This is a genomic window from Pseudomonas sp. B1-22, from assembly GCF_050474425.1.
In the GTDB taxonomy this organism is placed as follows: domain Bacteria; phylum Pseudomonadota; class Gammaproteobacteria; order Pseudomonadales; family Pseudomonadaceae; genus Pseudomonas.
This window is the reverse complement of the sequence record NZ_JBCHVH010000005.1, coordinates 129,739-153,401: the sequence shown is the minus strand read 5'-3', so window position 1 is coordinate 153,401 and position 23,663 is coordinate 129,739. Positions and strand designations below refer to the sequence as shown.

General features: G+C 65.5%; 21 protein-coding genes. 5 read left to right on the top strand and 16 right to left on the bottom strand.

Annotation, left to right across the window (positions count from 1 at the left end; all coding sequences use genetic code 11):
• Positions 1–100: 100 nt before the first annotated feature.
• Both ACQ5BL_RS19750 and ACQ5BL_RS19745 read right to left on the bottom strand, forming a co-directional pair.
• Positions 101–1,141 (bottom strand): sterol desaturase family protein, encoded by a 1,041-nt coding sequence (locus tag ACQ5BL_RS19750; RefSeq protein WP_243808319.1) that lies wholly within the window; start codon positions 1,139–1,141, stop codon positions 101–103.
• Positions 1,142–1,719: 578 nt separating this feature from the next.
• Positions 1,720–3,024, bottom strand: a complete 1,305-nt coding sequence (locus ACQ5BL_RS19745) for a hypothetical protein (protein WP_243808320.1) — start codon at positions 3,022–3,024, stop codon at positions 1,720–1,722.
• A gap of 425 nt (positions 3,025–3,449) precedes the next feature.
• On the opposite strand from ACQ5BL_RS19745, the gene ACQ5BL_RS19740 reads away from it, so the two are divergent.
• The gene (locus ACQ5BL_RS19740) at positions 3,450–3,923 is read left to right on the top strand and encodes a BRO-N domain-containing protein (RefSeq protein WP_243808321.1); all 474 of its coding nucleotides are present in this window, start codon (positions 3,450–3,452) and stop codon (positions 3,921–3,923) included.
• 186 nt (positions 3,924–4,109) lie between these two features.
• On the opposite strand, the gene ACQ5BL_RS19735 is transcribed toward ACQ5BL_RS19740, so the two are convergent.
• From ACQ5BL_RS19735 to ACQ5BL_RS19720, 4 genes are all read right to left on the bottom strand, one after another.
• Complete coding sequence (locus ACQ5BL_RS19735) at positions 4,110–5,735, bottom strand: NADP-dependent glyceraldehyde-3-phosphate dehydrogenase (RefSeq protein WP_243808322.1); 1,626 nt, start codon at positions 5,733–5,735, stop codon at positions 4,110–4,112.
• A 304-nt stretch (positions 5,736–6,039) separates the two neighbouring features.
• Positions 6,040–6,177 carry a hypothetical protein gene (locus ACQ5BL_RS19730; protein WP_243808323.1) on the bottom strand — a complete coding sequence of 46 codons (138 nt, stop codon included), beginning with the start codon at positions 6,175–6,177 and terminating at the stop codon, positions 6,040–6,042.
• 140 nt (positions 6,178–6,317) lie between these two features.
• On the bottom strand, positions 6,318–7,670 hold the full coding sequence (locus ACQ5BL_RS19725; protein WP_243808324.1) for a GntP family permease: 1,353 nt from the start codon (positions 7,668–7,670) through the stop codon (positions 6,318–6,320).
• A gap of 104 nt (positions 7,671–7,774) precedes the next feature.
• Complete coding sequence (locus tag ACQ5BL_RS19720) at positions 7,775–8,296, bottom strand: gluconokinase (protein WP_243808325.1); 522 nt, start codon at positions 8,294–8,296, stop codon at positions 7,775–7,777.
• A 219-nt stretch (positions 8,297–8,515) separates the two neighbouring features.
• On the opposite strand from ACQ5BL_RS19720, the gene ACQ5BL_RS19715 reads away from it, so the two are divergent.
• Positions 8,516–9,559 (top strand): LacI family DNA-binding transcriptional regulator, encoded by a 1,044-nt coding sequence (locus tag ACQ5BL_RS19715; protein ID WP_243808326.1) that lies wholly within the window; start codon positions 8,516–8,518, stop codon positions 9,557–9,559.
• 351 nt (positions 9,560–9,910) lie between these two features.
• Here the strand turns inward: ACQ5BL_RS19715 and fahA are convergent, their stop codons facing one another.
• The gene (gene fahA, locus ACQ5BL_RS19710; RefSeq protein ID WP_243808327.1) at positions 9,911–11,215 is read right to left on the bottom strand and encodes a fumarylacetoacetase; all 1,305 of its coding nucleotides are present in this window, start codon (positions 11,213–11,215) and stop codon (positions 9,911–9,913) included.
• A gap of 1 nt (position 11,216) precedes the next feature.
• On the bottom strand, positions 11,217–12,515 hold the full coding sequence (gene hmgA, locus ACQ5BL_RS19705) for a homogentisate 1,2-dioxygenase (RefSeq protein ID WP_243808328.1): 1,299 nt from the start codon (positions 12,513–12,515) through the stop codon (positions 11,217–11,219).
• A 90-nt stretch (positions 12,516–12,605) separates the two neighbouring features.
• On the opposite strand from hmgA, the gene ACQ5BL_RS19700 reads away from it, so the two are divergent.
• Positions 12,606–13,346, top strand: coding sequence for an IclR family transcriptional regulator (locus ACQ5BL_RS19700; RefSeq protein WP_243808329.1), 741 nt, complete (start codon positions 12,606–12,608; stop codon positions 13,344–13,346).
• Positions 13,347–13,448: 102 nt separating this feature from the next.
• Here ACQ5BL_RS19700 and ACQ5BL_RS19695 read toward each other — a convergent pair whose 3' ends face one another.
• Positions 13,449–14,093, bottom strand: a complete 645-nt coding sequence (locus ACQ5BL_RS19695; protein WP_243808330.1) for a response regulator transcription factor — start codon at positions 14,091–14,093, stop codon at positions 13,449–13,451.
• Between the two features lie 234 nt (positions 14,094–14,327).
• Between ACQ5BL_RS19695 and hpaC the strand changes: the two genes are divergently transcribed.
• Together hpaC and catA are read left to right on the top strand one after the other, a co-directional pair.
• Complete coding sequence (gene hpaC / locus ACQ5BL_RS19690) at positions 14,328–14,858, top strand: 4-hydroxyphenylacetate 3-monooxygenase, reductase component (protein ID WP_207886831.1); 531 nt, start codon at positions 14,328–14,330, stop codon at positions 14,856–14,858.
• Positions 14,859–14,883: 25 nt separating this feature from the next.
• Positions 14,884–15,816: a catechol 1,2-dioxygenase gene (gene catA / locus ACQ5BL_RS19685; protein ID WP_243808331.1), complete on the top strand. Its 933-nt coding sequence runs from the start codon at positions 14,884–14,886 to the stop codon at positions 15,814–15,816.
• 509 nt (positions 15,817–16,325) lie between these two features.
• On the opposite strand, the gene ACQ5BL_RS19680 is transcribed toward catA, so the two are convergent.
• The 7 genes from ACQ5BL_RS19680 to ACQ5BL_RS19650 form a co-directional block, all read right to left on the bottom strand.
• A complete protein-coding gene (locus ACQ5BL_RS19680; RefSeq protein WP_243808332.1) occupies positions 16,326–18,470 on the bottom strand; it encodes a methyl-accepting chemotaxis protein in 2,145 nt (714 codons plus the stop codon).
• A gap of 78 nt (positions 18,471–18,548) precedes the next feature.
• Positions 18,549–19,874: an alginate export family protein gene (locus ACQ5BL_RS19675; RefSeq protein ID WP_243808333.1), complete on the bottom strand. Its 1,326-nt coding sequence runs from the start codon at positions 19,872–19,874 to the stop codon at positions 18,549–18,551.
• 331 nt (positions 19,875–20,205) lie between these two features.
• Positions 20,206–20,730: a cytochrome C gene (locus ACQ5BL_RS19670; protein ID WP_207886823.1), complete on the bottom strand. Its 525-nt coding sequence runs from the start codon at positions 20,728–20,730 to the stop codon at positions 20,206–20,208.
• 7 nt (positions 20,731–20,737) lie between these two features.
• Positions 20,738–21,259 (bottom strand): methylamine dehydrogenase light chain, encoded by a 522-nt coding sequence (locus tag ACQ5BL_RS19665; protein ID WP_152223868.1) that lies wholly within the window; start codon positions 21,257–21,259, stop codon positions 20,738–20,740.
• A 21-nt stretch (positions 21,260–21,280) separates the two neighbouring features.
• Positions 21,281–21,910 carry a methylamine dehydrogenase accessory protein MauD gene (gene mauD / locus ACQ5BL_RS19660; RefSeq protein WP_243808334.1) on the bottom strand — a complete coding sequence of 210 codons (630 nt, stop codon included), beginning with the start codon at positions 21,908–21,910 and terminating at the stop codon, positions 21,281–21,283.
• A 3-nt stretch (positions 21,911–21,913) separates the two neighbouring features.
• Positions 21,914–22,453 carry a MauE/DoxX family redox-associated membrane protein gene (locus tag ACQ5BL_RS19655; RefSeq protein WP_243808335.1) on the bottom strand — a complete coding sequence of 180 codons (540 nt, stop codon included), beginning with the start codon at positions 22,451–22,453 and terminating at the stop codon, positions 21,914–21,916.
• A gap of 14 nt (positions 22,454–22,467) precedes the next feature.
• Positions 22,468–23,619 carry an amine dehydrogenase large subunit gene (locus ACQ5BL_RS19650; RefSeq protein ID WP_243808336.1) on the bottom strand — a complete coding sequence of 384 codons (1,152 nt, stop codon included), beginning with the start codon at positions 23,617–23,619 and terminating at the stop codon, positions 22,468–22,470.
• Between the last annotated feature and the right edge of the window lie 44 nt (positions 23,620–23,663).

Sequence of the window (23,663 nt, the reverse complement as noted above, 5' to 3'; positions counted from 1 at the left end):
CGCCGGCTGGCTTGAACAATCTTGCTGCGGCTGGGAATTTTCTTCGCCGCAAATGAAAAGGGCAGCCCTCCCGGCTGCCCTCGGCTGACCGTCGAATCGGCTACGAAGTCGGCGCCTGGGACGCACCGCGCGCCATCGCTTGCCGGCGTCTCGCCTTGCCAATCTTGCGCGCCGTCTCCACGAAGGGCGTGACGATTAGGCTGTAGAGCGTCAGGTAGCGGTCATCGTCCCGCTCCCCGGCGCCGAACTGGATGGGCTCCGGCGTTGGGCGGGTGACGTAGAGCGTGCCGAACATCCAGTCCCACAGCGACAGATTGATCGCGAAGTTCTTGTTGAAGTGCCGGGGCGCATCGCTGTGGTGGATCTGGTGCTGGGCCGGGCTGTTCAGCACATGCTCCACCACCGGCCCGAACGACAGCCACACATGGCTGTGCCGCAGGTTCACCGCCAGCGCATTGAAGATGAAGATCAGGTAGGTCACGCCGAACAGCGTGTAACGGCTGATCTCCCCGCCGCAGGCATACCAGAAGACCCCGGCATAGGCCCCCAGCGCGACGACCCCGGCCAGCTTGGCGACGAGCTTCTCCACGAAATGCACACGGCTGGCCGTCGCCGGCACCAGCACCGACGCCGAGTGATGCACCTTGTGGAACGCCCACAGCCAGCGCGAGTGGAAGGCCCGGTGCACCCAGTAATTCTTGAAGTCGCCCACCAGGAACACCCCCAACCCATAGAGCAGCGACAGGCCGAGGTTTTCCCCCACCTGCGGGCGCGCGCCCCAGAGTTGGGTGAAGAAGGCGATGTAGTCGCCGGAGCGCAGGATATAGGGATCGACCAGGCCGATGATCGGCACCATCACCGCCGCATGCAGGATGGCCCGCACGAAGTAGTACTGGTAATCCAGCAGCGCCGAACGATGGAAATGCACCCGGTTGCCGCCCAGGAACTGCCAGAACGACCGCGCCTCCGTCAGCCCGCGATGCTTCCTGAAGCGGAACAGGCCATAGGCGACGGCGTAGGAGAGAAAGATGAACAGCACACCGACGCGACCGTTCAGGTCGAAAAGACCAGCGAAGCGGTGGATGACGGGGTTGATCACCAGTTCGTTCAGGTGACCAAGGAGAAACGCGAGATCATCCACGGCGAGCGAGCCTCAGGCACCGGGCAGGGGCGCGTAGACCGGAGTGGGGCAGCGGCGCGGCGCAAGCCGCGTCTCGGTGCCTGACTAGCATCGTTGCTTCGCACAGCCACAGCGAAGCGACCCGGTGAAGGAATTCCATGGACTGTCTCTTGTTCTTGGCGTGGCCGACCGGCTGTGCCGTGGCCTTGGCGATGCAACTTATGGGCCGAGGCTTATTCGACGCTGTGCATCCTGTTCAGTGTGGGGGCGATGGTAGTTGTAAATAATTCTTAATGTCAAAATGGTTGAAGTGGTAGCGCACCCATTGACGTGACCTCAAAGGGAGCTGGATACCCGTATATGAGCACCTATGGAGTCAGCGGTTCCTTCAAGTGCTTCGGTTGGGTAGGGCGCCTTGCCTGTCTTTCGCGAGGTGGGCGTGCGATCGCGTCATGCGAGCAGTGAAGCGAGCATTGGAGCGGCTGACTGGTTTGAGTACTTTGATCCTGATCTGCTAGCCAGCTTTAGAGTAGAAAAATAAATCTGTCCTCTTTTGAGCCGCTTAGGTGTGCGCGAGATATCGCGACTTTCTCTTGGGGTTAAACATGGAGCTTGCAGGTCGTCCTGACAAATTCCCGTGTCTCGGGGTCGGCGTCGAATGCAGCTTCTTCCAATACCCAGGACGGGGTACTGTTCATGCTGACCAGGGCTTTAACGGCTTGCCTGCGGCAGGTCGAGCAAGGCGAAAACTCATAGACGTAGATAAGGCAATCGAGCGCCTCGAAGCCAGGATGCGCCTCGCACAAGTCCAGAAGGTGTCCGACGAGATTGTGTGTTTCGTCGGCATTCTCAAACCTGACAAGTTGCCCAGCACACATCGTTAAATCGCCCTCAATGAAGTTGTTCACGAGCAAGGCGATGCCGTTTGCCATGTCGCCATCCGCGATCAACCGCTTGGCCGCTTGTCGAAGTTCCTTGTGTGTTACTGGAGTCAGGGCCTTGATCGCGATCCGCTGGATATCTACATCAGGATGATAAATCCATTGGAGTAGCCGACTGTCGAATCGCGGAACGCCTGCTTTCGCAAAGCATCTGAATAACCGCTTGGCGTGCTCCGGGTCTTTCGCCGCCAGTAGTGCCGCGAAAACGATCTCCAGTTGATCATCGGCGGCCTGTGCCCCCCACTGCCTGAACCAATGGCATTGATCTCGTGAGCGCTCTTTGACGTGAGCCACGATGTCAGCGGCTGTATAAGCCGTGGGGTCAAAGCGGCTCGAAGGTCCGCTGAACCGCTCGCGGGCCTTGCGAACTTCAGCGAGATAGCTCGCGACATCGGAATCGACTGCGGCCGCTTCCTCTAATCCTGCAAGTCCTATCTCTCCGTCGAAAAGCGTGCAGAGGGAGTCATCGACCCAGAAATCAGGGTCGTCTTGCAGCCATCGGCCCAGTTGCCTGGCGACGTACACCAGTCCATCCACGCCGTCGAGGGCGACGATGTCATGGTCGCCAATTACACTGGCTGTTCCCGGTACGCGAGCCAGAGAAAAATACAATAGGCGTCTTGCGTCATCCGATCCTGAGGCCGCCAGCTCTTTCAGAATCGCACTACGCTGGTCAAAGTCGCGCTGGTTTTCGGACGATGGCTCTTGCTCTATCGCTCCGATCGCCTGAATCACCTCTGCACTCAGATTTGCCCGATCGACAATCGAAGACAGCCACGGTGCTCGCGCCGCTTCGCACTGGGGATCATAGGAAAGGCATGTAATGCAGGCTTCGACGATTGTGTCTTCCAGTCCGCGCGATCCATGGTTCTCGATCTGCTGGATAGCGCGCCCATGGCCCGTCCTCAGCGCCGCATTGAATGCTGCTTTGGTGAGGGGGAGGAGCGGGTGTTCTATTTGCATAGTGCGTCCGGTTAGATTCAATACTTCAGGGAAGACCTAAGCAAATATACGGTAACGGCGGTTGGGAGTCGGCTGGCCCGAGCTGATTAACCACGATGGCCCTAGATGGCGTTGTTGTCCGGGGCTGCCGTCGAATAGCCGTGGCTTGACCGCTGCAAACCTTCCCCATAACCTCCCGACGCCCCTGTGAAAGCGACAGGGGCCGGGTTTGGCGACTCGAAAAACTACCTAGGCGCGGTGACGCTTCGTCAGACCGTGACGTATCTACACGTCCACGGTTCTTTGCTATGGCGGGCCGCACAGGGAGACCTTCGGGTCTGCCGGGACCTAGGTAGCCGGTTCGCCAACCCTGTGTGGCTCTGCCTCCCTAATCGTTTGGCGACGATCAGGGCGGTGGTTTTTCGAAACTACCTAGGAATAAGCACATGGACGACATCTACATTCCCACCGTTTTCCACCGCTACAACCGTTCCCTGCGCGGCGTGTTGATCGACAACCAACCCTGGTTGGTCGCCCGCGAGCTGGGCTATCTGATCCGCGAGCGGGTCGAGTCTTATGTTCTTCGTCTGGATGATGATCTGTTTCGCGAGGCGCGCCTGGTGACCGGCAGCGGCGAGGAGGCTGTGTTGCTGGTGAATGACTATGGCGTTTTCCATGTGCTGCAGCGCTTTCGCGATCCGGAGCATCGGGAATTGCGCCGGTGGATTACCGGGCAGGTGTTGCCGGTGTTGCGGGATCAGGGCGTGAGGGCGGCCGGGAGTCCGAAGCGGATGCAGGCGAAGGGGGAAGGGCGGCCGATTGCGGTGCTGGATTGGCAGGGGGAGTTGTGGGTGCCGATGGGGGAGGTGCCGAGGTTGATGCGGGAAGAGCGGCGGGGGCGATGGTGGCGGCGGGAGTGAGTGGATCTCGCGCGGGGGGCCGGGGAATTGTAGGAGCGGGCCATGCCCGCGAATCGGGGGCATGGCCCCCTCCTACAGGTAGCTCGGAGTATTGAGTTGCCCTCACCCCAGCCCTCTCCCTGGGGGAGAGGGGGGCGTTCGGCGTGGGGGTTGGGGGTGGCGTCAGCCGGGGAGGCTGGCGTCTGGTCAGAAGATGTAATCCGTGGTCAGGAAGTTGGAGTCGCGGTCGCGGATGATCTGGCTGATCAGTTCCTTGTTCGACTCGGTGAAGCGCGTGGCGACCAGGGTGCGGATGGAGAAGGTGCGCAGGGCGTCGTGCACGGAGAGGGTGCCTTCGGCGGAGTTCTTGCGGCCGTTGAAGGGGTAGCTGTCCGGGCCGCGCTGGCACTGGGCGTTGATGTTGATGCGGCCGACCTGGTTGGCGAAGGCGTCCACCAGCGGGCCGACCTGCGCGGGGTCATCGCCGAACAGGCTGAGCTGCTGGCCGTAGTCGGACTGCAGCACGTAGTCGATCACTTCATCCAGCTCGCGGTAAGGCACCACGGGCACCAGCGGGCCGAACTGTTCTTCATGGTAGAGGCGCATGTCCGGGCTCACCGGGCTGAGCAGCGCGGGGTAGAAGAAGCTTTCGCGGCTCACGCCGCCACCGGGGTTGATGATCTTGGCGCCCTTGGCCAGCGCGTCCTGCAGCAGTGCATTGAGGAAATCGACCTTGCCCGGCTCGGGCAGCGGCGTCAGGGCTACGCCCGGCTCCCAGGGCATGCCGGGTTTGAGTTCGGCGAGCTTGGCGCTGAATTTGTCGAGGAAGGCGGGCAGCACGTCTTCGTGGACGAAGAGGATTTTCAGCGCGGTGCAGCGCTGGCCGTTGAAGGAGAGGGCGCCGGTGATGGCTTCGCTGACGGCGTTGTCGAGGTCGACGCTGGGCAGGACGATGCCGGGGTTCTTGGCGTCCAGGCCCAGGGCGGCGCGCAGGCGGTGCGGGCGCGGGTGGAGCTTCTTCAGGTCGGCGGCGCCGGAGTGGGTGCCGATGAAGGCGAAGACGTCGACCTTGCCGCTGGCCATGAGCGCGCTGACGGTTTCGCGGCCGCGCCCGTAGATGACGTTGATGACGCCCGGCGGGAAGCTGTCGCGGAAGGCTTCGAGCAGCGGGCGGATCAGCAGCACGCCGAACTTGGCGGGCTTGAAGACCACGGTGTTGCCCATGATCAGCGCCGGGATCAGGGTGGTGAAGGTTTCGTTCAGCGGGTAGTTGTACGGGCCCATGCACAGTGCCACGCCCAGCGGCACGCGGCGGATCTGCCCGAGGGTGCCCTGTTCCAGCTCGAAGCGGCTGGAGCGGCGGTCCAGCGCCTTGAGCGCTTCGATGGTGTCGACGATGTAGTCGCAGGTGCGGTCGAACTCTTTTTCCGAGTCCTTGAGGTTCTTGCCGATCTCCCACATTAGCAGCTTGACCACAGCGCTGCGCTGTTCGCGCATGCGGGCGAGGAAGCGTTCGACGTGGGCGATGCGCTCGGCCACGCGCAGGTTGGGCCACAGGCCCTGGCCGTTGTCGTAGGCGGCCACGGCGGCGTCCAGCGCGGCGAGGGCGGCGTCGGCATCGAGCAGCGGGGTGCTGCCGAGGATGACCTGCTGATCGCCTTCGTCGGTGGCGAGGAAGATCGGGCTGCGCACCGGGGCCAGCGGGCCATCCCAGCGGCGCAGTTCGCCGTTGACCAGGTATTCGCGCTGCTCGACGGGAGCGTCGGGGCGCCAGGTTTCGGGGATGTCGTTGAGGCAGGGGAACAGAGGCTCGAGTTTCTTGTTGTGGGGCATGACTCATCCTCGGGAACGATGGGGGACAGTTCTGTTTTAGATCGTATTTATGTTTAGGTAAATCGATTCAGCAAATGAAGCGATAGATGGTTACGGGCTTTTGTAGGAGCGCGCCATGCGCGCGAATCGCGGGCATGGTCCGCTCCTACGTTGTTTTCTGGGTCCCCGCGTTCGCGGGGATGACGCAGAGGAACGTGAATCACCCCCCGTCACTCCCGCGAATGCGGGAGCCCAAAAGACAGTTGCTCCTACAGGTGTTTCGGTGTTGGGGGAATGGCGGATAACGCGTGCCGCGTTATGCGCCCTACGGGTGCGAGGGCGTGGGGCGCGGGGCGGGGGCCGGTTGCAGCAATTCCTGCTGCTCGGCGTAGCGGGCGCGGATGTCGAAGTCGCGGGGCCAGGTGGGTTGGGCGGGGGCTTTCGGAGTTGCGGAGGAAGTCATGGGTGATACCTCGTTGCAGGAATCCGGTTGGCGAATGGCTGGCGTTCGCCGGATGTGGGGATGGATCGTAATCACCCTGTAGGAGCGCCCCATGGGCGCGATCGCGGGCATGGCCCGCTCCTACAGGGGTGTTAACTACGTCAGACGAACAGCGACAGCAGCAGGATGAAGCCCAGGCCGACCACGGAGAGGATGGTTTCCATGGCCGTCCAGGTCTTGAAGGTCTCCATCACGCTCATGTTGAAGTACTGCTTCACCAGCCAGAAGCCGGCGTCGTTGACGTGGGAGAGGATCAGCGAGCCGGCGCCGGTGGCGAGCACCAGCAGTTCGCGGTTGACGCCGGGGATCAGGTTGATGACCGGCACCACGATGCCTGCGCCGGTGATGGTGGCAACGGTGGCGGAGCCGGTGGCGACGCGGATCACCGCGGCTACCAGCCAGGCCAGGAGGATCGGCGAGATTTGCGCCTGCACCGCCATGTGGCCGATCACGTCGCCCACGCCGCTGGCCACCAGCATCTGTTTGAAGCCGCCGCCGGCGCCGATGATCATCACGATGGCGGCAGTGGGCGCGAGGCTGTGGTCGAGCAGCTTGAGGATCTTCTTCGAGTCGAAGCCGCGGGCGTAGCCGAAGGTGTAGAGCGACAGCAGCAGGGCCAGGAGCAGGGCGGTGATCGGGTGGCCGATCATGTCCAGCCAGGCGCGGACGACGTGGCCGTCGGCGAGCATGACGTCGGCGAAGGTCTTGAGCAGCATCAGGAACACCGGCAGCAGCACGGTGGTCAGGGTGATGCCGAAGCTGGGCAGGTCGCTGGTCTCCGGCTCATGGGCGATCTGCGCCACCAGCTCCTCGGAGGGTTGGCCGGGAATGTACTGAGCGATGAACTTGCCGTAGATCGGGCCGGCGATGGCGGCGGTGGGCAGTGCGACCAGCAGGCCATAGAAGATGGTCTTGCCGATATCCGCGCCGAACACGCCGATGGCCAGCAGCGGGCCCGGGTGCGGCGGCACCAGGCCGTGCACGGCGGAGAGGCCGGCGAGCAGCGGGATGCCGATCTTGATCAGCGATACGCCGCTGCGGCGGGCGACGATGAACACCAGCGGCACCAGCAGGATGAAGCCGATCTCGAAGAACAGCGGGATGCCGACGAGGAAGGCGGCGAGCATCATCGCCCAGTGCACGCGCTCCTTGCCAAAGGCCCGGATCAGGGTGCGGGCGATCTGATCGGCGCCGCCGGACTCGGCCATCATCTTGCCGAGCATGGTGCCCAGCGCAAGGATGATGCCGACGAAGCCGAGCACGCTGCCGAAGCCGTCCTGGAAGGATTTGACGATGGTCGCCACGGGCATGCCGGAGGTGAGGCCGAGGAAGCCGGCGGCGATGATCAGGGCAATGAACGGATGGATCTTCAGGCGCGTGATCAGCAGGATCAGGCCGATGATGGTGACCACCGCATCCAGCAGCAGATAGGTGTCGTGGGACATGCCGAGCATGGGGCTCTCCTGTTGTTGTCGTTGTGCCGGAGCGGCTCTTCTCTTGATACAGAGAGTTCAGTTGGATGAGATAGCGCTATCTTTGGCGGGCAGGCACTATCGGCTCAATCGTGGGAGTGCTGTCGCCACCAGAGGTGCGCGGCTTCCGCCAGCTCGTCCAGCGGGCGGGTGGCGTCCAGGCGCAGGGTCAGCGGCTCGTTGGTCGGCACTTCGAGGGCGGCGAACTGGCTGTCGATCAGGCTGGCCGGCATGAAGTGGCCGGGGCGCTTGGCAACGCGCCGGGCGGCGGTTTCCGGGGTGAGCTCCAGGAACACCACGCCCAGGCCGGGCACGGCGCGGCGCAGGCGTTCGCGGTAGATGAGCTTGAGCGCGGAGCAGGTGAGCACCGGGCGCTGGCCGGCGGCGATGGCTTTCTGCAGTTCGGCGGCGAGGGTGTCGAGCCAGCCGGCGCGGTCCTCGTCGGTCAGCGGAATGCCGGCGCTCATCTTCTGGATATTGGCTTCGGGGTGGAAGGAGTCGCCTTCGATGGCGAACGCGCCGCTGCGCAGGCACAGGGCCTCGCTGACGCTGGACTTGCCGCATCCGGCGACACCCATGATGAGTACGGCATCGATGGCGGGGAGCATGCAGGGCCTCGGCATTGAGACAGCGCTATCTTTGTTGGGCGTAACGAAAAGCATCGGGCTGCCTCCGTATTCTTGTCATTCTAGTCGGTCTGTTCTGGCGGCTTCGGCGCGGGTGAGCTGCCGGCGGGCGAGGGACCGGTGGGACCGGTCTCAGGCAATTGCCCTGGTCGCGAGACAGCGCTACCTTAGTGCCTCGATTTTTGTTTGGCAAGCTGCCCGATGACCGCTCAGAACAAAGACAAGAAAAACGACAGAAGCTCCCGCACCACCGGCAGACCCACCCTCGACGAGGTCGCGCGCCGCGCCGGCGTCAGCCCCATCACCGCTTCGCGTGCGCTGCGCGGGGTGAGCACGGTGGCCGAGGAGCTGGCGGAAAAGGTCCGTCAGGCCGCCGCCGAGCTGGGCTACGTGGCCAATCCCGCCGCCCGTGCGCTGGCCTCCAAACAGAGCCACAACATCGTGGTGCTGGTACCGTCGCTGGCCAACCAGTTGTTCATCGAGACGCTGGAAGCCATCCACGCGGTGATGCACCCGCGCGGCCTGGAAGTGCTGATCGGCAACTACCACTACTCCCGGGACGAAGAAGAGAACCTGCTGCGCAACTACCTCGCGTACCAGCCGCGCGGCCTGCTGCTGACCGGCTTCGACCGCACCGAGAGCGCGCGGCGGATGATCGAGGCCAGCGGCGTGCCGGCGGTGTACATGATGGACCTGGACCCCGGCGCCGGGCTGCATTGCGTGGGCTTCTCGCAGATTCGCGCGGGGGAGGCGGCGGCGAAGCACCTGCTGGCCAGTGGGCGCAAGCGGCTGGCGTATATCGGCGCGCAGCTGGACCAGCGCACGTTGCTGCGGGGCGAGGGTTTCCGCCGGGCGTTGCAGCAGGCCGGTTGTTATGACCCTGCGCTGGAAATCCTGACGCCGCGTCCGTCGTCGGTCGGGCTGGGGGGCGAGCTGTTCCGCCAGTTGCTGGCCAGCCAGCCGCAGGTGGAGGGCATCTTCTTCGGCAACGACGACCTGGCCCAGGGCGCCTTGCTCGACGCCGCGCGCCATGGCATTCGGATTCCCGAGCAGGTGGCGGTGCTGGGCTTCAACGACCTGCCCAGTTCGGAATTCATGGTGCCGCGCCTGTCGAGCATCCGCACGCCGCGCAAGGCCATCGGGACCCATGCGGCGGAACGGCTGCTGGACCTGATCAACGACAAGGCGGTGAGTGAGCCGGTGATGGATCTGGGGTTTGAGTTGATGGTGCGGGAGAGTAGCTGAGGGCGCCTGTGCAGGAGCGCCTGTCGGCGCTTTTCGCGGACAAGGTCCTACGAGATAGCCCTGTACTCGGGCCTGCCCTCACCCTAGCCCTCTCCCAGGGGGAGAGGGGACCGTTCGGTGCAGGATGAAACTTTGGTGTCAGGCGGCACGATCAGCTCCCTCTCCCTGAGGGAGAGGGCTGGGGTGAGGGGGACGACCCAGGCACGGATTATCCGGGACAAGACAGTTGCTCCTACGGGAGCGACATGGCGGTTTTCCTGTAGGAGCGAGCTTGCTCGCGAACAGTGCTAGCCGACGACTTTGTGGCTGGGTGGTTCGCGAGCAAGCTCGCTCCTACGAAAAGCAAAGCGATCAATGCGCCGGCAGAATTCGCCCGCGGCATTCGCCGAAGCCGATCGACGGGTAGCCGTCGCGGCGGCAGCGGGCGCGCAGGATGATTTCGTCGCCGTCTTCGAGGAAGCGGCGTTCCTCGCCGTTGCTCAGCACCACCGGCTGTTTGCCGCCGGTGGTCAGTTCCAGCAGGCTGCCGAAGCTGTCCGGGGTTTCGCCGGAGAGGGTGCCGGAGCCGAACAGGTCGCCCGGTTGCAGGCGGCAGCCGTTGACGCTGTGGTGGGCGACCATCTGCGCCACGGTCCAGTACATGTTCAGCGTGTTGCTCAGGGCGATGCGTTCCGGGGCCTGGTGCTCGTGGCGCATGCGCGAGGTGAGCAGCAGCACTTCCAGTTCGATATCCAGCGCGCCGTGCTGCTGGTCGGCCTCGTCAAAGAGGTACGGCAGCGGCTGCGGGTCGCCTTCCGGGCGGGTCGGCTGGGCGGCGCGGAAGGGCTCCAGCGCTTCGGCGGTGACCACCCAGGGCGAGACGGTGGTGGCGAAACTCTTCGACAGGAAGGGGCCGAGCGGCTGGTATTCCCAGGCCTGCACGTCGCGGGCGGACCAGTCGTTGAGCAGGCAGAAGCCGGCGATGTGCCCGGCGGCGCCGGAAATCGGGATGGCCTTGCCCTGTTCGTTGCCCTGGCCGATCCAGATGCCCAGTTCCAGCTCCAGGTCCATGCGCGCGCAGGGGCCGAATACCGGCACGTCCATGCCGGCGGGCAGGGTCTGGCCGTTGGGGCGGCGCACTTCGGTGCCGGAGGGCACGATGGTGGAGGCGCGGCCATGGTAGCCGATGGGCACGTACTTGTAGTTGGGCAGCAGGGGGTTGTCCGGGCGGAACAGCTTGCCGACGTTCTTCGCGTGGTGGATGCCGACGTAGAAGTCGGTGTAGTCGCCTACCTTGGCCGGCAGGTGCAGGCGGCACGCGGTCTGGGGTTTGAGCAGTGCGGCGCCCAGATGCTCCATGCGCTTCTGCTCGCTGCTGCCTTCGCTGAGCAGGTGGATCAGCGCGTCACGCAGGGTGCGGCGGGCGGTGGGGCCGGCGGCGAAGAAGGCGTTGAGGCTGTCGCCGCTGGCGACCAGCGCGGCCTGGTGGGCGGCGCCGTGGAAGAGGCCGGCTTCGCAGGCGGTCTTCAGATCGAAGATGTAGTCGCCGATGGCGACGCCGCCGCGCGGCGAATCACCCGGCGGGCTGAACACGCCCAGGGGCAGGTTCTGCAGGGGGAAATCCGGGTGGCCGTTGGCCGATTCGATCCAGCTTTGCGCGAGGTGGGATGCGCTCATCTTATTGCTCCGGGGAAGGGTCGAAGGTCTTCTGCATGCCGCTCCAGCAGGCGTCATAGTCGCGCTGCAGTTGCGGGCAGTCGAGAGCGAAGCGGCTGGGGCGCAGCACGCGGCCGGTCTCGAACATGAAGGCCATGGTCTTGTCGATCTTGTGGGGTTTCAGGTCGGCGGCAATCGCCTGCCGGGTGGTGGCGTTGTCCGGGCCGTGGGCGCTCATGCAGTTGTGCAGGGAGGCGCCGCCGGGGACGAAACCGTCGGCCTTGGCGTCGTAAACGCCCTGGATCAGGCCCATGAATTCGTTCATCAGGTTGCGGTGGAACCACGGCGGACGGAAGGTGCTCTCGGCCACCATCCAGCGCGGCGGGAAGATCACGAAGTCCATGTTGGCCATGCCGTGGGTGTCGCTGGGCGAGGTGAGCACGGTGAAGATGGACGGGTCCGGGTGGTCGAAGCTCACCGTGCCGATGGTGTTGAAGCGGCGCAGGTCGTACTTGTAGGGCACGTTGTTGCCGTGCCAGGCGACCACGTCCAGCGGCGAGTGGTCGAGTTGGGTGGCCCAGAGTTCGCCGAGGAATTTCTGCACCAGTTGCACCGGGCCTTCGACGTCTTCGTAGTGCGCCACCGGGGCGAGGAAGTCGCGCGGGTTGGCCAGGCCGTTGCTGCCGATGGGGCCGAGGTCGGGCAGGCGCAGGGCGGCGCCGTGGTTCTCGGCGACGTAGCCGGCGGCGGAGCCATCCAGCAGTTCGACACGGAAACGCATGCCGCGCGGGATCACGGCGATCTCCAGCGGTTCGACTTCCAATACGCCCAGTTCGGTGACCAGTCGCAGGCGGCCGGCTTGCGGCACGATCAGCAGCTCGCCGTCGGCGTTGAAGAAGGCCCGGCTCATGGAGACGTTCGCGCGGTAGGCGTAGACGCTGACGCCGCTGGTGGCTTCCGCCTCGGCGTTGGCGGCCATGCATAGCAGGCCGTCGACGAAGTCGGTAGGCTCCTCCGGCATCTCGAAGCTGTTCCAGCGCAGGCGGTTGGGCGTTACCGGGCCCAGCGCCGTGCCGGTGATCTGCCGTTCCAGGCGCTCATAGCGCGGGTGCGCGGCGGACGGGCGGATGCGGTACAGCCAGGTGCGCCGGGCCTCGCTACGCGGCACGGTGAAGGCGGTGCCGGAGAGCAGTTCGGCGTACAGGCCATAGGGTACGTGCTGCGGCGAGTTCTGCCCGACGGGCAGTGCGTTGGGCAGGGCCTCGCTGGCGAATTCGTTGCCGAATCCGGACAGGTAGGCCGGGGCGCGGGAGGCAGTCATGGTGGTTTCACTCTTTTTATCGTAATTGAATTACGATAAACGTAATTTCATGAGGGCGGGCCGTCAAGCCCACCCGGGAGTCCTTTTAAGTTGAAGACCAGGAAAGAAGCGGAAGAGTCCATCCCGACGAAGGGCAAGAAGGTGCAGTCCGCCGAGGTCGGCACCGAGATCCTCAAGGCCCTGGCGGACCTGGCGCCGAGCACGTCGCTCAAGCGCCTGGGCGAGTACCTGGAGATGCCGGCGGCCAAGGTTCATCGCTATTTGCAGGCGCTGATCGCCAGCGGCTTCGCCGAGCAGGACCCGCTCACCAACCATTACGGGCTGGGCCGCGAGGCGCTCTATGTCGGGCTGGCGGCGATCCGCCGGCTGGATGTGGTGAAGGTGGCGAGTCCCGCGCTGGCCGAGCTGCGCGACAACCTGGGGCAGACCTGCTTCCTGGCCATCTGGGGCAGCCACGGGCCGACCGTGGTGCAGGTGGAGCCGGCGCAGGGGATGGTGACGCTGGTGACCCAGGTGGGGTCGGTGCTGCCGGTGCACGGGTCGTCCACCGGGCTGGTATTTGCGGCATTCCGGCCGGGGCTGGAGGAGGGGGCGGATCCGTCGGTGCTGGAGAGCATCCGCGCCGAAGGGCTGCATTCGATCCACGGGCTGCTGATGCCGGGGGTGAATGCGCTGTCGGTGCCGCTGTTCGCCACCGGGCGGGAGTTGGCTGGGGTGATTACGGTGGTGGGGTCGGAGGCGAGCTTCTCGGCCGATCCGCACGGCGAGGCGGCGCGGGGATTGCTGGAGGCGGCGCGGGAGATCAGCTTGCGGATGGGCGGGGAGGTCTGAACCTGCTCTTCGCAGGAGCGAGCTTGCTCGCGAACCTCTCAGCTCCGATGCTGCCGGGAGGTCCGTTCGCGAGCAAGCTCGCTCCTACAGGTATTGGGTACCTTACCCTCGCCCAACCTGCTTCACCGCCGCCTCCTTCCCGCCCAGGTCGAGCACTTCCCGCACCAGCATGGCGATGCTCGACACGCCCATCTTTTCCTTGATCTTGGTGCGGTGCACGTCGACGGTCTTCACGCTGATGTTCAGCTCGCGGGCGATGACCTTGCTCGCCTTGCCGTCGATGACCATGCCCAGCACTTCGCGTTCGCGGCCGGTGAGCAGGTCGAGCTTGCTCTGCAAGTGCTGGCGCTGGGTCGCGCCGGCGTGCACCTGCACGGCGTCCTTCAGCGCGGCCTGGATGCGTTCGAGCATCTGCTGCGGGTTGTAGGGCTTCTCGACGAAATCGATGGCGCCGTTCTTCATCGCCTTCACCGACATGGGGATGTCGCCATGGGCCGAGACGAACAGGGTCGGCAGCGCGATGCCGCGCTCGTTGAGGATTTCCTGCAGCTGGAAGCCGCTGGTCTCCGGCATGCGCACGTCCACCACCAGGCAGGCCGGCAGGTCGGGATCGTAATGGGCGAGGAATTCGTCGGCGCCGGCGAAGCACAGGGCCTGCACGCTGACCGATTCGAGCAGCCAGGCCAGCGAGGTGCGCAGGTCCTTGTCGTCGTCGACGATGTACACAACGGGTTTACGGGTTTCCATTTCGGGCTACCACGGCATTTCTAATTATTTTTCGCCCCGAGGGGCGCAAGGCATGTCAGGGAGCATAACGACTGGAACCCTCGCTGACGATAAAGAAACCCCCTAGATGACTAGCGGCGATCTCTCCCCGGCATGGAGTTCGTCCGAATATTTCCGCCTGGCATCGGCGCTTACTCTCGTTCCATCAGTCACGGACCGCTTTGCGTGTGGTCCCCCGAGAGGAAGGGTGCCGAGATGGCCGACCTTAGCCAGACCCAGATCGACTTCCGCAACGCCATGGCCCAGCTGCCGGCGGCGGTGAACATCATTACCAGCAATGGCCCCGGCGGACGCTGCGGCATCACCGCCAGCGCGGTGTGCTCGGTCACCGATTCGCCGCCGACGGTGCTGGTCTGCATCAACCGCAACAGCGCCAGCCACGACGTGTTCCGCAACAACGGCTACCTCTGCGTGAACGTGCTGCGTGGCGAGCAGGAGGAGCTGGCACGGCACTTCGCCGGAATGACCCGCGTGCCCATGGAAGAGCGCTTCGCCTGGGACCTGTGGGACAGCGCCTGCCCCGAGGCGCCGGTGCTGCGCGATGCGCTGGTGACCCTGGGTGGACGGATCAGCGAGTGCAAGGAAGTAGGTTCGCACTCGGTGATGTTCGTCGAGCTGGACCAGGTGTCAGTGCGCGAGCAGGGCGACAGCCTCGTCTATTTCAACCGCCTGTTCCACCGCGTCGACCGCACCGCCCCATCGGCGATCCACGCCGCCGGGCGTTGATAACAACAAGACGAGGTAACCCCGCATGACCGTGAAGATTTCCCAGTCCGCCGACATCCAGAAGTTCTTCCAGGAAGCCGCCGGCTATGGCAACGACCAGGGCAGCCCGCGCTTCAAGGCGCTGATCAACCGCATCCTCATCGATGCCGTGCGCATCATCGAGGACATGCAGGTCACCGATGACGAGTTCTGGAAGGCGGTGGACTACCTCAATCGCATGGGCGCCGGCCAGGAAGCCGGCCTGTTGGTGGCGGGGCTGGGCCTCGAACACTTCCTCGACCTGCTGCAGGACGCCCGCGACGAACAGGCCGGCCTCACCGGCGGCACTCCGCGCACCATCGAGGGCCCGCTGTACGTGGCCGGCGCGCCGCTGTGCGAAGGCCAGGCGCACATGGACGATGGCAGCGAGGCGGGCGTCGCCACCCCGATGCTCCTCGAAGGCCAGGTGCTGGACCTGGACGGCAACCCCATCGCCGGCGCCATCGTCGACCTGTGGCACGCCAATACCAAGGGCATGTATTCCTACTTCGACCAGAGCCAGTCCGAGTTCAACCTGCGCCGCCGCATCGTCACCGACGCCCTGGGCCGCTACAGGGCGCGCAGCATCGTGCCGAGCGGCTACGGTTGCCCGCCGGCCGGCACCACCCAGGAAGCCCTGAACCTGCTCGGCCGTCATGGCCAGCGTCCGGCGCACATCCACTTCTTCATCTCGGCGCCCGGGTATCGCCACCTGACCACCCAGATCAACCTGTCGGGCGATGAGTACCTGTGGGACGACTTCGCCTACGCCACCCGCGACGGGCTGGTGGGTGAAGTGGAATTCCGCGAGGACGGCGCGCGGGGTGTGGCGGGCCGTTATGCCGAACTGCAGTTCAACTTCCAGTTGCAGAAGGCGGTGGGCGCGGACGACGAACAGCGCAGCCAGCGGCCGCGTGCATTGCAGGTGCAGGGCGCCTGATCCTGCTGTGATGTCCCCATAGGAGCGGACTCCGTCCGTGATGCTCTCGTGGCTGGGCTATCGCGGACGGAGTCCGCTCCTACAAAAGCTTGTCCCACCGATTGCCGCCCCGATCCTTCAAGCACCGTAGGGCGTACAACCGTTCGCGGTTGTACGCCGATTCACCACAGCCGTCGTGGTCGCCAAGGCTGCGCCCGGAGCACCTGGGGAGCGAGGTCAAACGGCGTATAACGTCGAACGTTATACGCCCTACGTTCCTGCGCCTTCGCGGGCAGGGTCTGTTCCTGCAAACATTCGCCCCGGCGAACACCGTGCCACTCGCCAGCACGATCAGCTCCCTCTCCTTGGGGAGAGGGCTGGGGTGAGGGGCAGGCCCTCGCGCCAATCCCTCCAGAACTGCACCCGTAGGAGCGGGCCATGCCCGCGAAGCTCTTGTGTTCGGGGGCTATCGCGGGCATGGCCCGCTCCTACGAGAGCTCGTCCCGCCAACCGCCGGCACGATCAGCACCTCAAACCCTGAACCGCTGAATCAACTGTCGCTGGTAATCCGCCATCTCGTTCAGCCGGTGGCTGACCTGCGCCGACTGTTCCGCCTGCCCCGACAGCGAATGGGTCACGTTGCGGATGGCTTCGATGTTGCGGTTGATCTCCTCGGCGACGCAGCTTTGTTCCTCCGCGGCGCTGGCGATCTGCAGGTTCATCTCGCTGATCAGGTTGACCGAGTGGGCGATGCGTTGCAGCGCCTCTACCGCCTGCTGCACCTGGCCGACGTTGTGTTGCGCCTGACCGTGGCTGCCGTGCATGGCCTGGGCGACCTCACGGGTGCCGCTTTGCAGGTTGGCGATGACCTCGCGGATTTCCTCCACCGAGCTCTGCGTACGCTGCGCCAGTCCACGCACCTCGTCGGCCACCACTGCGAACCCGCGACCCTGTTCGCCGGCACGGGCGGCTTCGATGGCGGCGTTGAGGGCGAGCAGGTTGGTCTGCTCGGCGATGGAGCGGATCACCTCCAGCACCTGGCCGATCTGTTCGCTGCGTTCGGCAAGGGCCTGCACCTGGGCCATGGCGGTGGTCATGCCTCGGGCGAGTTCACCGATGCCTTGGGTGGCGTGGGCGATCACGTCCAGGCCTTCACGTGCCGACTGGTCGGCCTGGCCGGCGGCTGCGGCGGCCTGGGCGGCGTTGCGCGCGGAGTCCTGGGCGGTGGCGGTCATCTCGTGCAGCGCTGTCGCCACCTGGTCGATCTCGCGGAACTGCTGCTGCATGCCGTCGCTGGCCTCGCGGGCGACCAGCGCCGAGCGGTCGGCGGTGGCGCGGGTGTCGCTCACTGCGCCCTGCAACTGGCCCATCACCGGCTGCAGTTTGTCGAGGAAGCGGTTGAAGCCCTGCGCCACCCGTCCCAGTTCGTCGCGGCGGCTGTAGTCGAGGCGGCGGGTAAGGTCGCCATCGCCGTCGGCAATGGCCTCGACCATGCCGGCCAGGCGCAACAGAGGGCGGGTGACGCCACGGGCGGTGAGCCAGACGAGCACGATGCCGAGCAGGCTGAGCAGCAGGCCGACGCCGAACTCGATCATCGAACCGTGGACGCGTTCATCATCCATGGCGCGTTGCAGGCTGACGGCCGGGGCCATCAGGGTGGCGTGCGGCACGCTGAGCAGCACGCCCCAGGGCGCGGCGCCGTCGATCGGCTGCAGCGGTTCGAGCACCTGTATCTGTTCGGCATCGCCAAGCGTGAACGGCTGGTTGCGTTGCTGGGCAGCTAGCAGATCGTTGGCCTTGGCGGGCTGCACGTCGTGCAGGCGCTTGCCGACCGTCGCTGCGTCCTGGCTGTTGCCGGCAATCACCCCGGCCGGGCTGAGGATGCTGATGCGCCCGCTGCCGTCGTACAGGCCGGCGGCGCTGGTCCTGGCGTTCTGCTGCAGGCTGTCGAGGCTGATGTCGAGGCCGACCACGGCGATCACCCGGCCATCCTCCAGCAGCGGAAAGGCGACGCTGGTGACCAGCCGGCGGGTGCCGGAGGCACCGTCGGAATAGGGATCGAGTACGCACGCCTGGCGGCTGTCGCGCGGGCAGGTGTAGAAGGCGTTGTAGGGCTTGCTGCTGGGGCCGGGGGAAGTGTCGGAGAGGGTCTTCTCGTCACCGATCACCGGCGTGGGCGTGCCGCCTTCGCCGCGTACCCAGTAGACGGAGAAACGCCCGGTCTCGTTGCTGCCGGCCTCGGCGTCGCCCTGGAACTGCGCGTCGGCCCTGTCCAGCGCCTGGGGTTCGAAGATCAGGTAAAGGCCGAGCAGGTCGGCCTTGCCGGCGATGGCGTCGCGCAGCTCATGGGTCAGGCGCTGGCGCAAGGTTCGCGCGTCGATCTCGCCGCGTGCCGCCTGGGCGCGCAGGCTCAGTAGCTGGCGGCTCAGGCCCTGGCCATAGTCGTAGGTACGCAGGAACAGGCGTTGCAGTTGCAGCGCCTGCACCTTGCCCTGGGCCTGCAGGTTGGTCTCGGCGGCGCTGGCCAGCATTTGCCGGCTGGCGTCCTTCACGCGGCTGGTGCTCTGTTGGTTCTGGTAGAGGGACAGGCCGACCAGCAGGGTGACTACCAGGATCAGGCAGAGGCTGGCGAGCAGGACGATCTTGCTCTGGATATTCAGGGTCGGAGTGGGCATGGGAAGGCACCTGATGCAGAAACAGGAACGGGGCGGCGCCTTACAGCGACCGCCCCGTGGCGTCATGTGCGACCGTGGTCAGTACATGAAGGAGAAGACCACCTGGCTGTACAGGTTGGTGTCGTTGTTGCCCAGCTGGGTGCCGCCTTGCTCGGCGCTCTTGTCCGGCTGGTAGAGGCCGATCAGCGGCATCACCATCAGGTTCTGGGTGACGCCCCATTCGGCGTACAGGTCCAGTTCCTGGCCGTCGGTGTTGCCCAGGTCCTTGTCGAGGGTCTTGAAGTCGAACAGCATCGCGCCGAGGTTCAGGTTCTCCAGCGGGGAGACCTTGAAGGTGAGCTGCTGGATCTTGCTGTTGCTGTTGAAGGGGCCGGCGTAGTTGCCCGCGACCTCACCCTGGAACCAGGTGCCGTAGCCACGGCTGAAGCCGTAGAACAGGGTGTCGTAGTTCTCCGAGAAGCGGCTGTAGCGGTAGCTGACGCCCGGCGTCCAGGCCACGTCCTTGAAGGTCCAGCCGGCTTCGAGGTACCAGGCGTCTTCATTGTCCACGTGGCGTTTGTCCTGCTCGGCGTATTCGCCGGAGAGGAACAGGTTCTCCACGCCGGCATTGCCGGTGGCGCGCAGGCTGTAGGTCTTCATGTCGCGGCGGTCGAGCTGGAGGGGCGAGGCGTATTGCTCGTCGATGTCGGTGACGTCGATGTAGGTCAGGCCGACGGTGGCTTCCTTGGCAACGTGCTCCAGGGTGCCGACGTAGAGCTCGGACTTGGCCTGGGCGCGGTTGTCGGATTTCAGCCACATCAGGTCGCTGCGCCAGCCTTCCTTGCCGCCCAGGCGCAGCACGGCGGTTTCGTCGAAGTTCTTGCGCGCCGCCAGGTAGTAGGCGCCGCCCCGGTTGAATTCGCCATCGGCCACGCCCTTGCCGAGGTTCAGCGCGTCGCCGTCGATCAGGAAGCCGTCGCCGACCACGATGTTCTGCCGGCCGAAGGAGAGGTCCACGCCGTCCTCGCCCAGGGCGGAGAACAGGCCCGCGGAACGCCAGCCGAGGGAGGCGTCCTCGATCTTGGTGGTGCGCTCGGAGCCATCGCTGAAGCCGGCGGCGTCGCCGTCACCCCAGGTGCCGGAGCTGAGCAGGCCGAAGGCGCCGTAGGTGGTGCCTGCGCCGGCCAGGCCCTGGTCGAAGCTCAGGCCGTACTTCACGTAGCCCTCGCGCCAGGACGACGAGCCCTCGCTCAGGCGACCGCTCGGCGCGTAGTTCTCCTGGCTGTGGAAGATGCCGAAGGTGGCTTCCAGGTTGGCGTTCAGGTGGGTGTCGTCGTCGGCATACAGTTCGTAGGCGCTGACATTGCCGGCCCCGGCAATGAGCAGGGCGAGCAGGGTGGGGCGCAGCATGGCGGCGTGGGTCATGGTGAAGGCATCCGTTTCGTTATTGTCGATTGAGGGGATGTGACTTCTGCCGATGCTAAGTAAGGGGTGGCCCCGAGCCGTTGTTCCTGTCTGCCAAGTGATTGTGTGTGATTGCCAGATCCGAAGGGGGCTCGCGTACCGGGTGGCTGTCGTAGGAGCGGGCTCCGTCCGCGATGTTCACGCGCCTGCTCCGGACCATGGTCCATAACGGCGGCCCCTGCAGGAGCGCTCCATGGGCGTGATCGCGGGCATGGCCCACTCCTACGGGGCGCCATGGAGAACGCGCGCAAAAAAAAGCCCGCCGGAGGCGGGCTGCAGGAGACCAAAGGAGTCAGGGTTTGCTGATGCCATCGTCGATGACGATGCCCTTGGCGCGCATCTGGCTGATCAGCCCGGCGCGGGTCGAGGGCAGGTTGAGCATGGCCTCGTGGCGGATCGCCGCGACTTCCTGCTCGGTGTACGGCTGGTAGTTGGCCGGCATGCTCTTACCGGCCATGCCATCCTCGCGCATGATCCAGTTGATCAGGTCCGCCAGTTGCGCATTGCTAAGCGCCGACTGCGACATCCCCGGCACCCGCACCAGGAACTGGCGCCCGCCGTCGACCTTGAGGAAGTTGCCGACGAAGCCCTTCATGCGCGGCGTGTCGTTGGCGGCCGAGCCTTCACCGTCGCCCAGGTGGCAACCGGCGCACTGCAGCTGGTAGTTCACCGCCGTGCTGTAGTGGGCCTGGGCAATCGGCGTCTGCGGCGACTCGTTGCCCGGCGCGTGTTTCTGGTTCGGGTTGGGGATGGCCCGGGCCATGGCGAGCGGAGCCGCCATGGCGCAGACCAGTCCGACGATCAGCAGCGAGCGCATGGGCGCCTCACACCGCGACGCCGCGGATGATCGAAACGGTGCAGTGGTAGATGTGCGACTTGGCGGCCAGGCACCAGTTCACATCGTTGTTGTTGAACGGACGGTAGGCCGGTTCCTCGCTGTCGTTGCGGGTGCAGGCGCACTGGTTGCAGCTGTGCTTACCGCAGCAGTCGTTGTAGGAAATGATGTAGTCCTTGCCATCCGACGGGTTGCGGCAGGTGCCGATCCAGGTCACCTGGGAGGCCTCGGTGCCCGGCGGGCAGGAGGTCACGCTACCGCCGCAGCAGGAGCAGAGGAAGCCGTCGATGGAGCAGTAGCGCCAGTAGTCGCAGCTGTTCGGGTCGCCCGGATCGCCGGCCTTGGGGGCTTCGGCGGCCAGCGCCTTGCTGGTGCGGTCGATCGGCAGCAGGACCGGCAGGGCGGCACCGGCGACCATCAGCGAGCCCAGGCGGCCGAGCAGTTTGCGGCGGGAAGTGGTGTCGGCCACGTGACGGGCGGAGCGCTCGAACAGGAGGTCGAGGAGTTTCATGGGGATCTCCTTTCGTTATCGTTATGCGTGGGAGTGCGGGGTGTCGTGGCCGTGGTCGTGCGTGTGGGCATGGCCGTGCAGGTACTGCTGCAGGGTGGCGCTGCCCAGGTGCTCGGCCTCGAACAGGCTGTCCAGGTGCTCGCGGGAGTTGACCAGGCCCTTGGAACGCAGGATGCCGTTCTGGTCGATCAGCGCCGCGTAGGGCAGCTTGCCGATCTGGTAGGTCATGCCGACTTCCGGGCCGACCACGTAGGTCGCGTCTTCCAGCTTGTGTTCGCGGATCAGCGCCTGCTGGGCGTCCATGTCGCCGTCGCTGACGTACACCACGTCGAGGCGGTCGGCCTGCTGCTTGGCGATGGACTTGATCGCCGGCAGCAGCGATTTGCAGATCGGGCAGGTCGGCGAGAGGAAGAACAGCAGCTGGGCTTTGCCACCGGCATAACCGAAGTTGACCGGACGGCCGTTGCGGTCAGCGGCGGTGACCTGGGGCGCGGGTTCGTTGACCGCTACGCCCTTGTCGACCATCAGGGCGCCGGCCGGGGCCAGGCGCGAGTGGAGGACGCCGATCTGGCGCACCAGACCCATGACAGCGAAGGCCAGGGCGATCAGCAAGGCCCAGAGCAGGATGTTGGAAACGATCAGGGCTTCCATGGTTCACCTTCCAATAAGTTTGAACAGACGGGGGCCGTTGGACAGAAGACCTTCGGCGGCGGCGTAGATGAGCAGGGCGGTGGCGCTGGCGGCGATGACCACGAAGCCGTCGAACAAGCCGAGTTCGCGGGTCTGCGGCGACAGGCCGGCGGCCAGTGCCAGGGCGACCAGGATGGCGTTGCGTGCCAGCAGCACCGGGCGCAGCGGTTGCGCCTGGTCCGGGCCGGAGCAGCCGCAATCGATGTCGCGGCGGCCGCGCCACAGGTTGAAGCCGATGGCGGCCGCGTACAGGGCCAGCAGCAGGGCGGCGAGCAGTGCCGCACCCGCCCGGCTGGCCGGAACCAGCAGGGCGAAGGCGACGCCGATCTCCAGCAGCGGCAGGCCACGGGCGACCGGCTTGAGCAGTGCTCTGGGCAGCAACTGGTAGTCTTCCAGCTGCCGGGTGAAGCGGCCCGGCGCGCGCAACTTGTGGGTCGCGGCGTTGGCCAGGATCACCGAGACGGAGACGGCGCTGGCGATGATGTAGATGGGGTCGATGTTCATGAGCTGTGCCTCGCTCAGTGACTCATGATCTGAGTCGCGGTTTTGTGCAGCTTCTCCATGGTCCCGGTGAGCTTGCCGGTCTTCAGGTCGAAGATGTCCACGCCGCCCTCGACGTTGATGCCCAGCAGCAGCGGGTTGGCGTCGCTGGTGGCCTGCAGGCTCCAGATCGGCGCCTTGCCTTCCAGGGTGCCGACCTTCTTGTGGGTCTTCAGGTCGAAGGCCCAGATGATCGGGCTCGGGTCTTCCCACTTCATCGGCTCATGGGCGTCATGCATCAGCACGTAGAGGCGGTCCAGCTTCGGCGCGATGGCCATCAGCTGCCAGCCGCCCGGCGCCCAGCCGGCCTTCTTCTCTTCGTCGGTGACCAGCGACCACTCGGGCAGGACTTTCGGCGCCTTGCCGGAGAAGTCGATGGCACGCACGGTGCCGGTGGTGGTGGTGAAATAGTAGGTGTCGCCGACATTCACCGCGCGCTCCACCAGCTTCTCCTTGTCCGGGGAGAAGAACGGCGTGCGGCTGCGGGCGGTTTCCTTGCCGTCGTCGCCGAGGGTCACCAGCTGGACGCTGCCGTCGCCGCACAGCGAGGCGATGCCGCGCTTGCCGACCGGGTAGCTGAGCACGCAGCCGGGGATGGCGATTTCGCTGGTCACCGACTTGGCCTGGGTGTCGACCACGGTGATCGAGGTGGACGGGGTGAAGTTGTAGACGTAGACGAAGCGGTCGTCGGAACTGGTGCCGATGCCGAAGCGCTGGGTCAGCGACTCGGCGCGCTTGGACGGGATCACCACTTCCCAGTCCGGCGACAGGGTCGAGGTGTTCCAGGCGGTCAGCACGTCGGTGCGGGTGCCACGGGTGCCGCGGGAGTAGAACAGGTCGGCGCTGTACAGCAGCTTGCCGTCGCGGCTCAGGGTCGAGGGCGCGGCGAAGCCGGTGCTGACCATGCCCAGCAGACGCTTGTTGTCGGCGTCGATCACCGTTACCCGGCCGGCGACGAAGCTGTCGAACTCGACGTCGACCACGTAGGCGCGGTGTGGGCTGGGCGGGAACGGGAGGGTGGTCTGGCCGATACCCTTGTCGGCCGGTAGGTCGGCGAAGGCGCCGTGCACGCAAGCAAGCGCCACGCCGAGGGCCAGTGTCGTCTTGGCGAGGATCCTGTTTATTCGCATCAGGTGGACTCCCTGGATTTATTGGAATTGTGGAGCGTCAGAGG

Bases quoted from the DNA above. Each gene is read 5' to 3' on its own strand.
- hpaC (WP_207886831.1), top strand. From the start codon at position 14,328: ATGGCCGACCTTAGCCAGACCCAGATCGACTTCCGCAACGCCATGGCC.
- ACQ5BL_RS19665 (WP_152223868.1), bottom strand. From the start codon at position 21,259: ATGAAACTCCTCGACCTCCTGTTCGAGCGCTCCGCCCGTCACGTGGCC.
- ACQ5BL_RS19655 (WP_243808335.1), bottom strand. From the start codon at position 22,453: ATGAACATCGACCCCATCTACATCATCGCCAGCGCCGTCTCCGTCTCG.
- ACQ5BL_RS19715 (WP_243808326.1), top strand. From the start codon at position 8,516: ATGACCGCTCAGAACAAAGACAAGAAAAACGACAGAAGCTCCCGCACC.
- ACQ5BL_RS19745 (WP_243808320.1), bottom strand. From the start codon at position 3,024: ATGCAAATAGAACACCCGCTCCTCCCCCTCACCAAAGCAGCATTCAAT.
- ACQ5BL_RS19720 (WP_243808325.1), bottom strand. From the start codon at position 8,296: ATGCTCCCCGCCATCGATGCCGTACTCATCATGGGTGTCGCCGGATGC.
- fahA (WP_243808327.1), bottom strand. From the start codon at position 11,215: ATGAGCGCATCCCACCTCGCGCAAAGCTGGATCGAATCGGCCAACGGC.
- ACQ5BL_RS19730 (WP_243808323.1), bottom strand. From the start codon at position 6,177: ATGACTTCCTCCGCAACTCCGAAAGCCCCCGCCCAACCCACCTGGCCC.
- ACQ5BL_RS19740 (WP_243808321.1), top strand. From the start codon at position 3,450: ATGGACGACATCTACATTCCCACCGTTTTCCACCGCTACAACCGTTCC.
- ACQ5BL_RS19680 (WP_243808332.1), bottom strand. From the start codon at position 18,470: ATGCCCACTCCGACCCTGAATATCCAGAGCAAGATCGTCCTGCTCGCC.
- ACQ5BL_RS19675 (WP_243808333.1), bottom strand. From the start codon at position 19,874: ATGACCCACGCCGCCATGCTGCGCCCCACCCTGCTCGCCCTGCTCATT.
- ACQ5BL_RS19650 (WP_243808336.1), bottom strand. From the start codon at position 23,619: ATGCGAATAAACAGGATCCTCGCCAAGACGACACTGGCCCTCGGCGTG.
- ACQ5BL_RS19725 (WP_243808324.1), bottom strand. From the start codon at position 7,670: ATGCTCGGCATGTCCCACGACACCTATCTGCTGCTGGATGCGGTGGTC.
- mauD (WP_243808334.1), bottom strand. From the start codon at position 21,910: ATGGAAGCCCTGATCGTTTCCAACATCCTGCTCTGGGCCTTGCTGATC.
- ACQ5BL_RS19695 (WP_243808330.1), bottom strand. From the start codon at position 14,093: ATGGAAACCCGTAAACCCGTTGTGTACATCGTCGACGACGACAAGGAC.
- hmgA (WP_243808328.1), bottom strand. From the start codon at position 12,515: ATGACTGCCTCCCGCGCCCCGGCCTACCTGTCCGGATTCGGCAACGAA.
- catA (WP_243808331.1), top strand. From the start codon at position 14,884: ATGACCGTGAAGATTTCCCAGTCCGCCGACATCCAGAAGTTCTTCCAG.
- ACQ5BL_RS19735 (WP_243808322.1), bottom strand. From the start codon at position 5,735: ATGCCCCACAACAAGAAACTCGAGCCTCTGTTCCCCTGCCTCAACGAC.
- ACQ5BL_RS19670 (WP_207886823.1), bottom strand. From the start codon at position 20,730: ATGCGCTCGCTGCTGATCGTCGGACTGGTCTGCGCCATGGCGGCTCCG.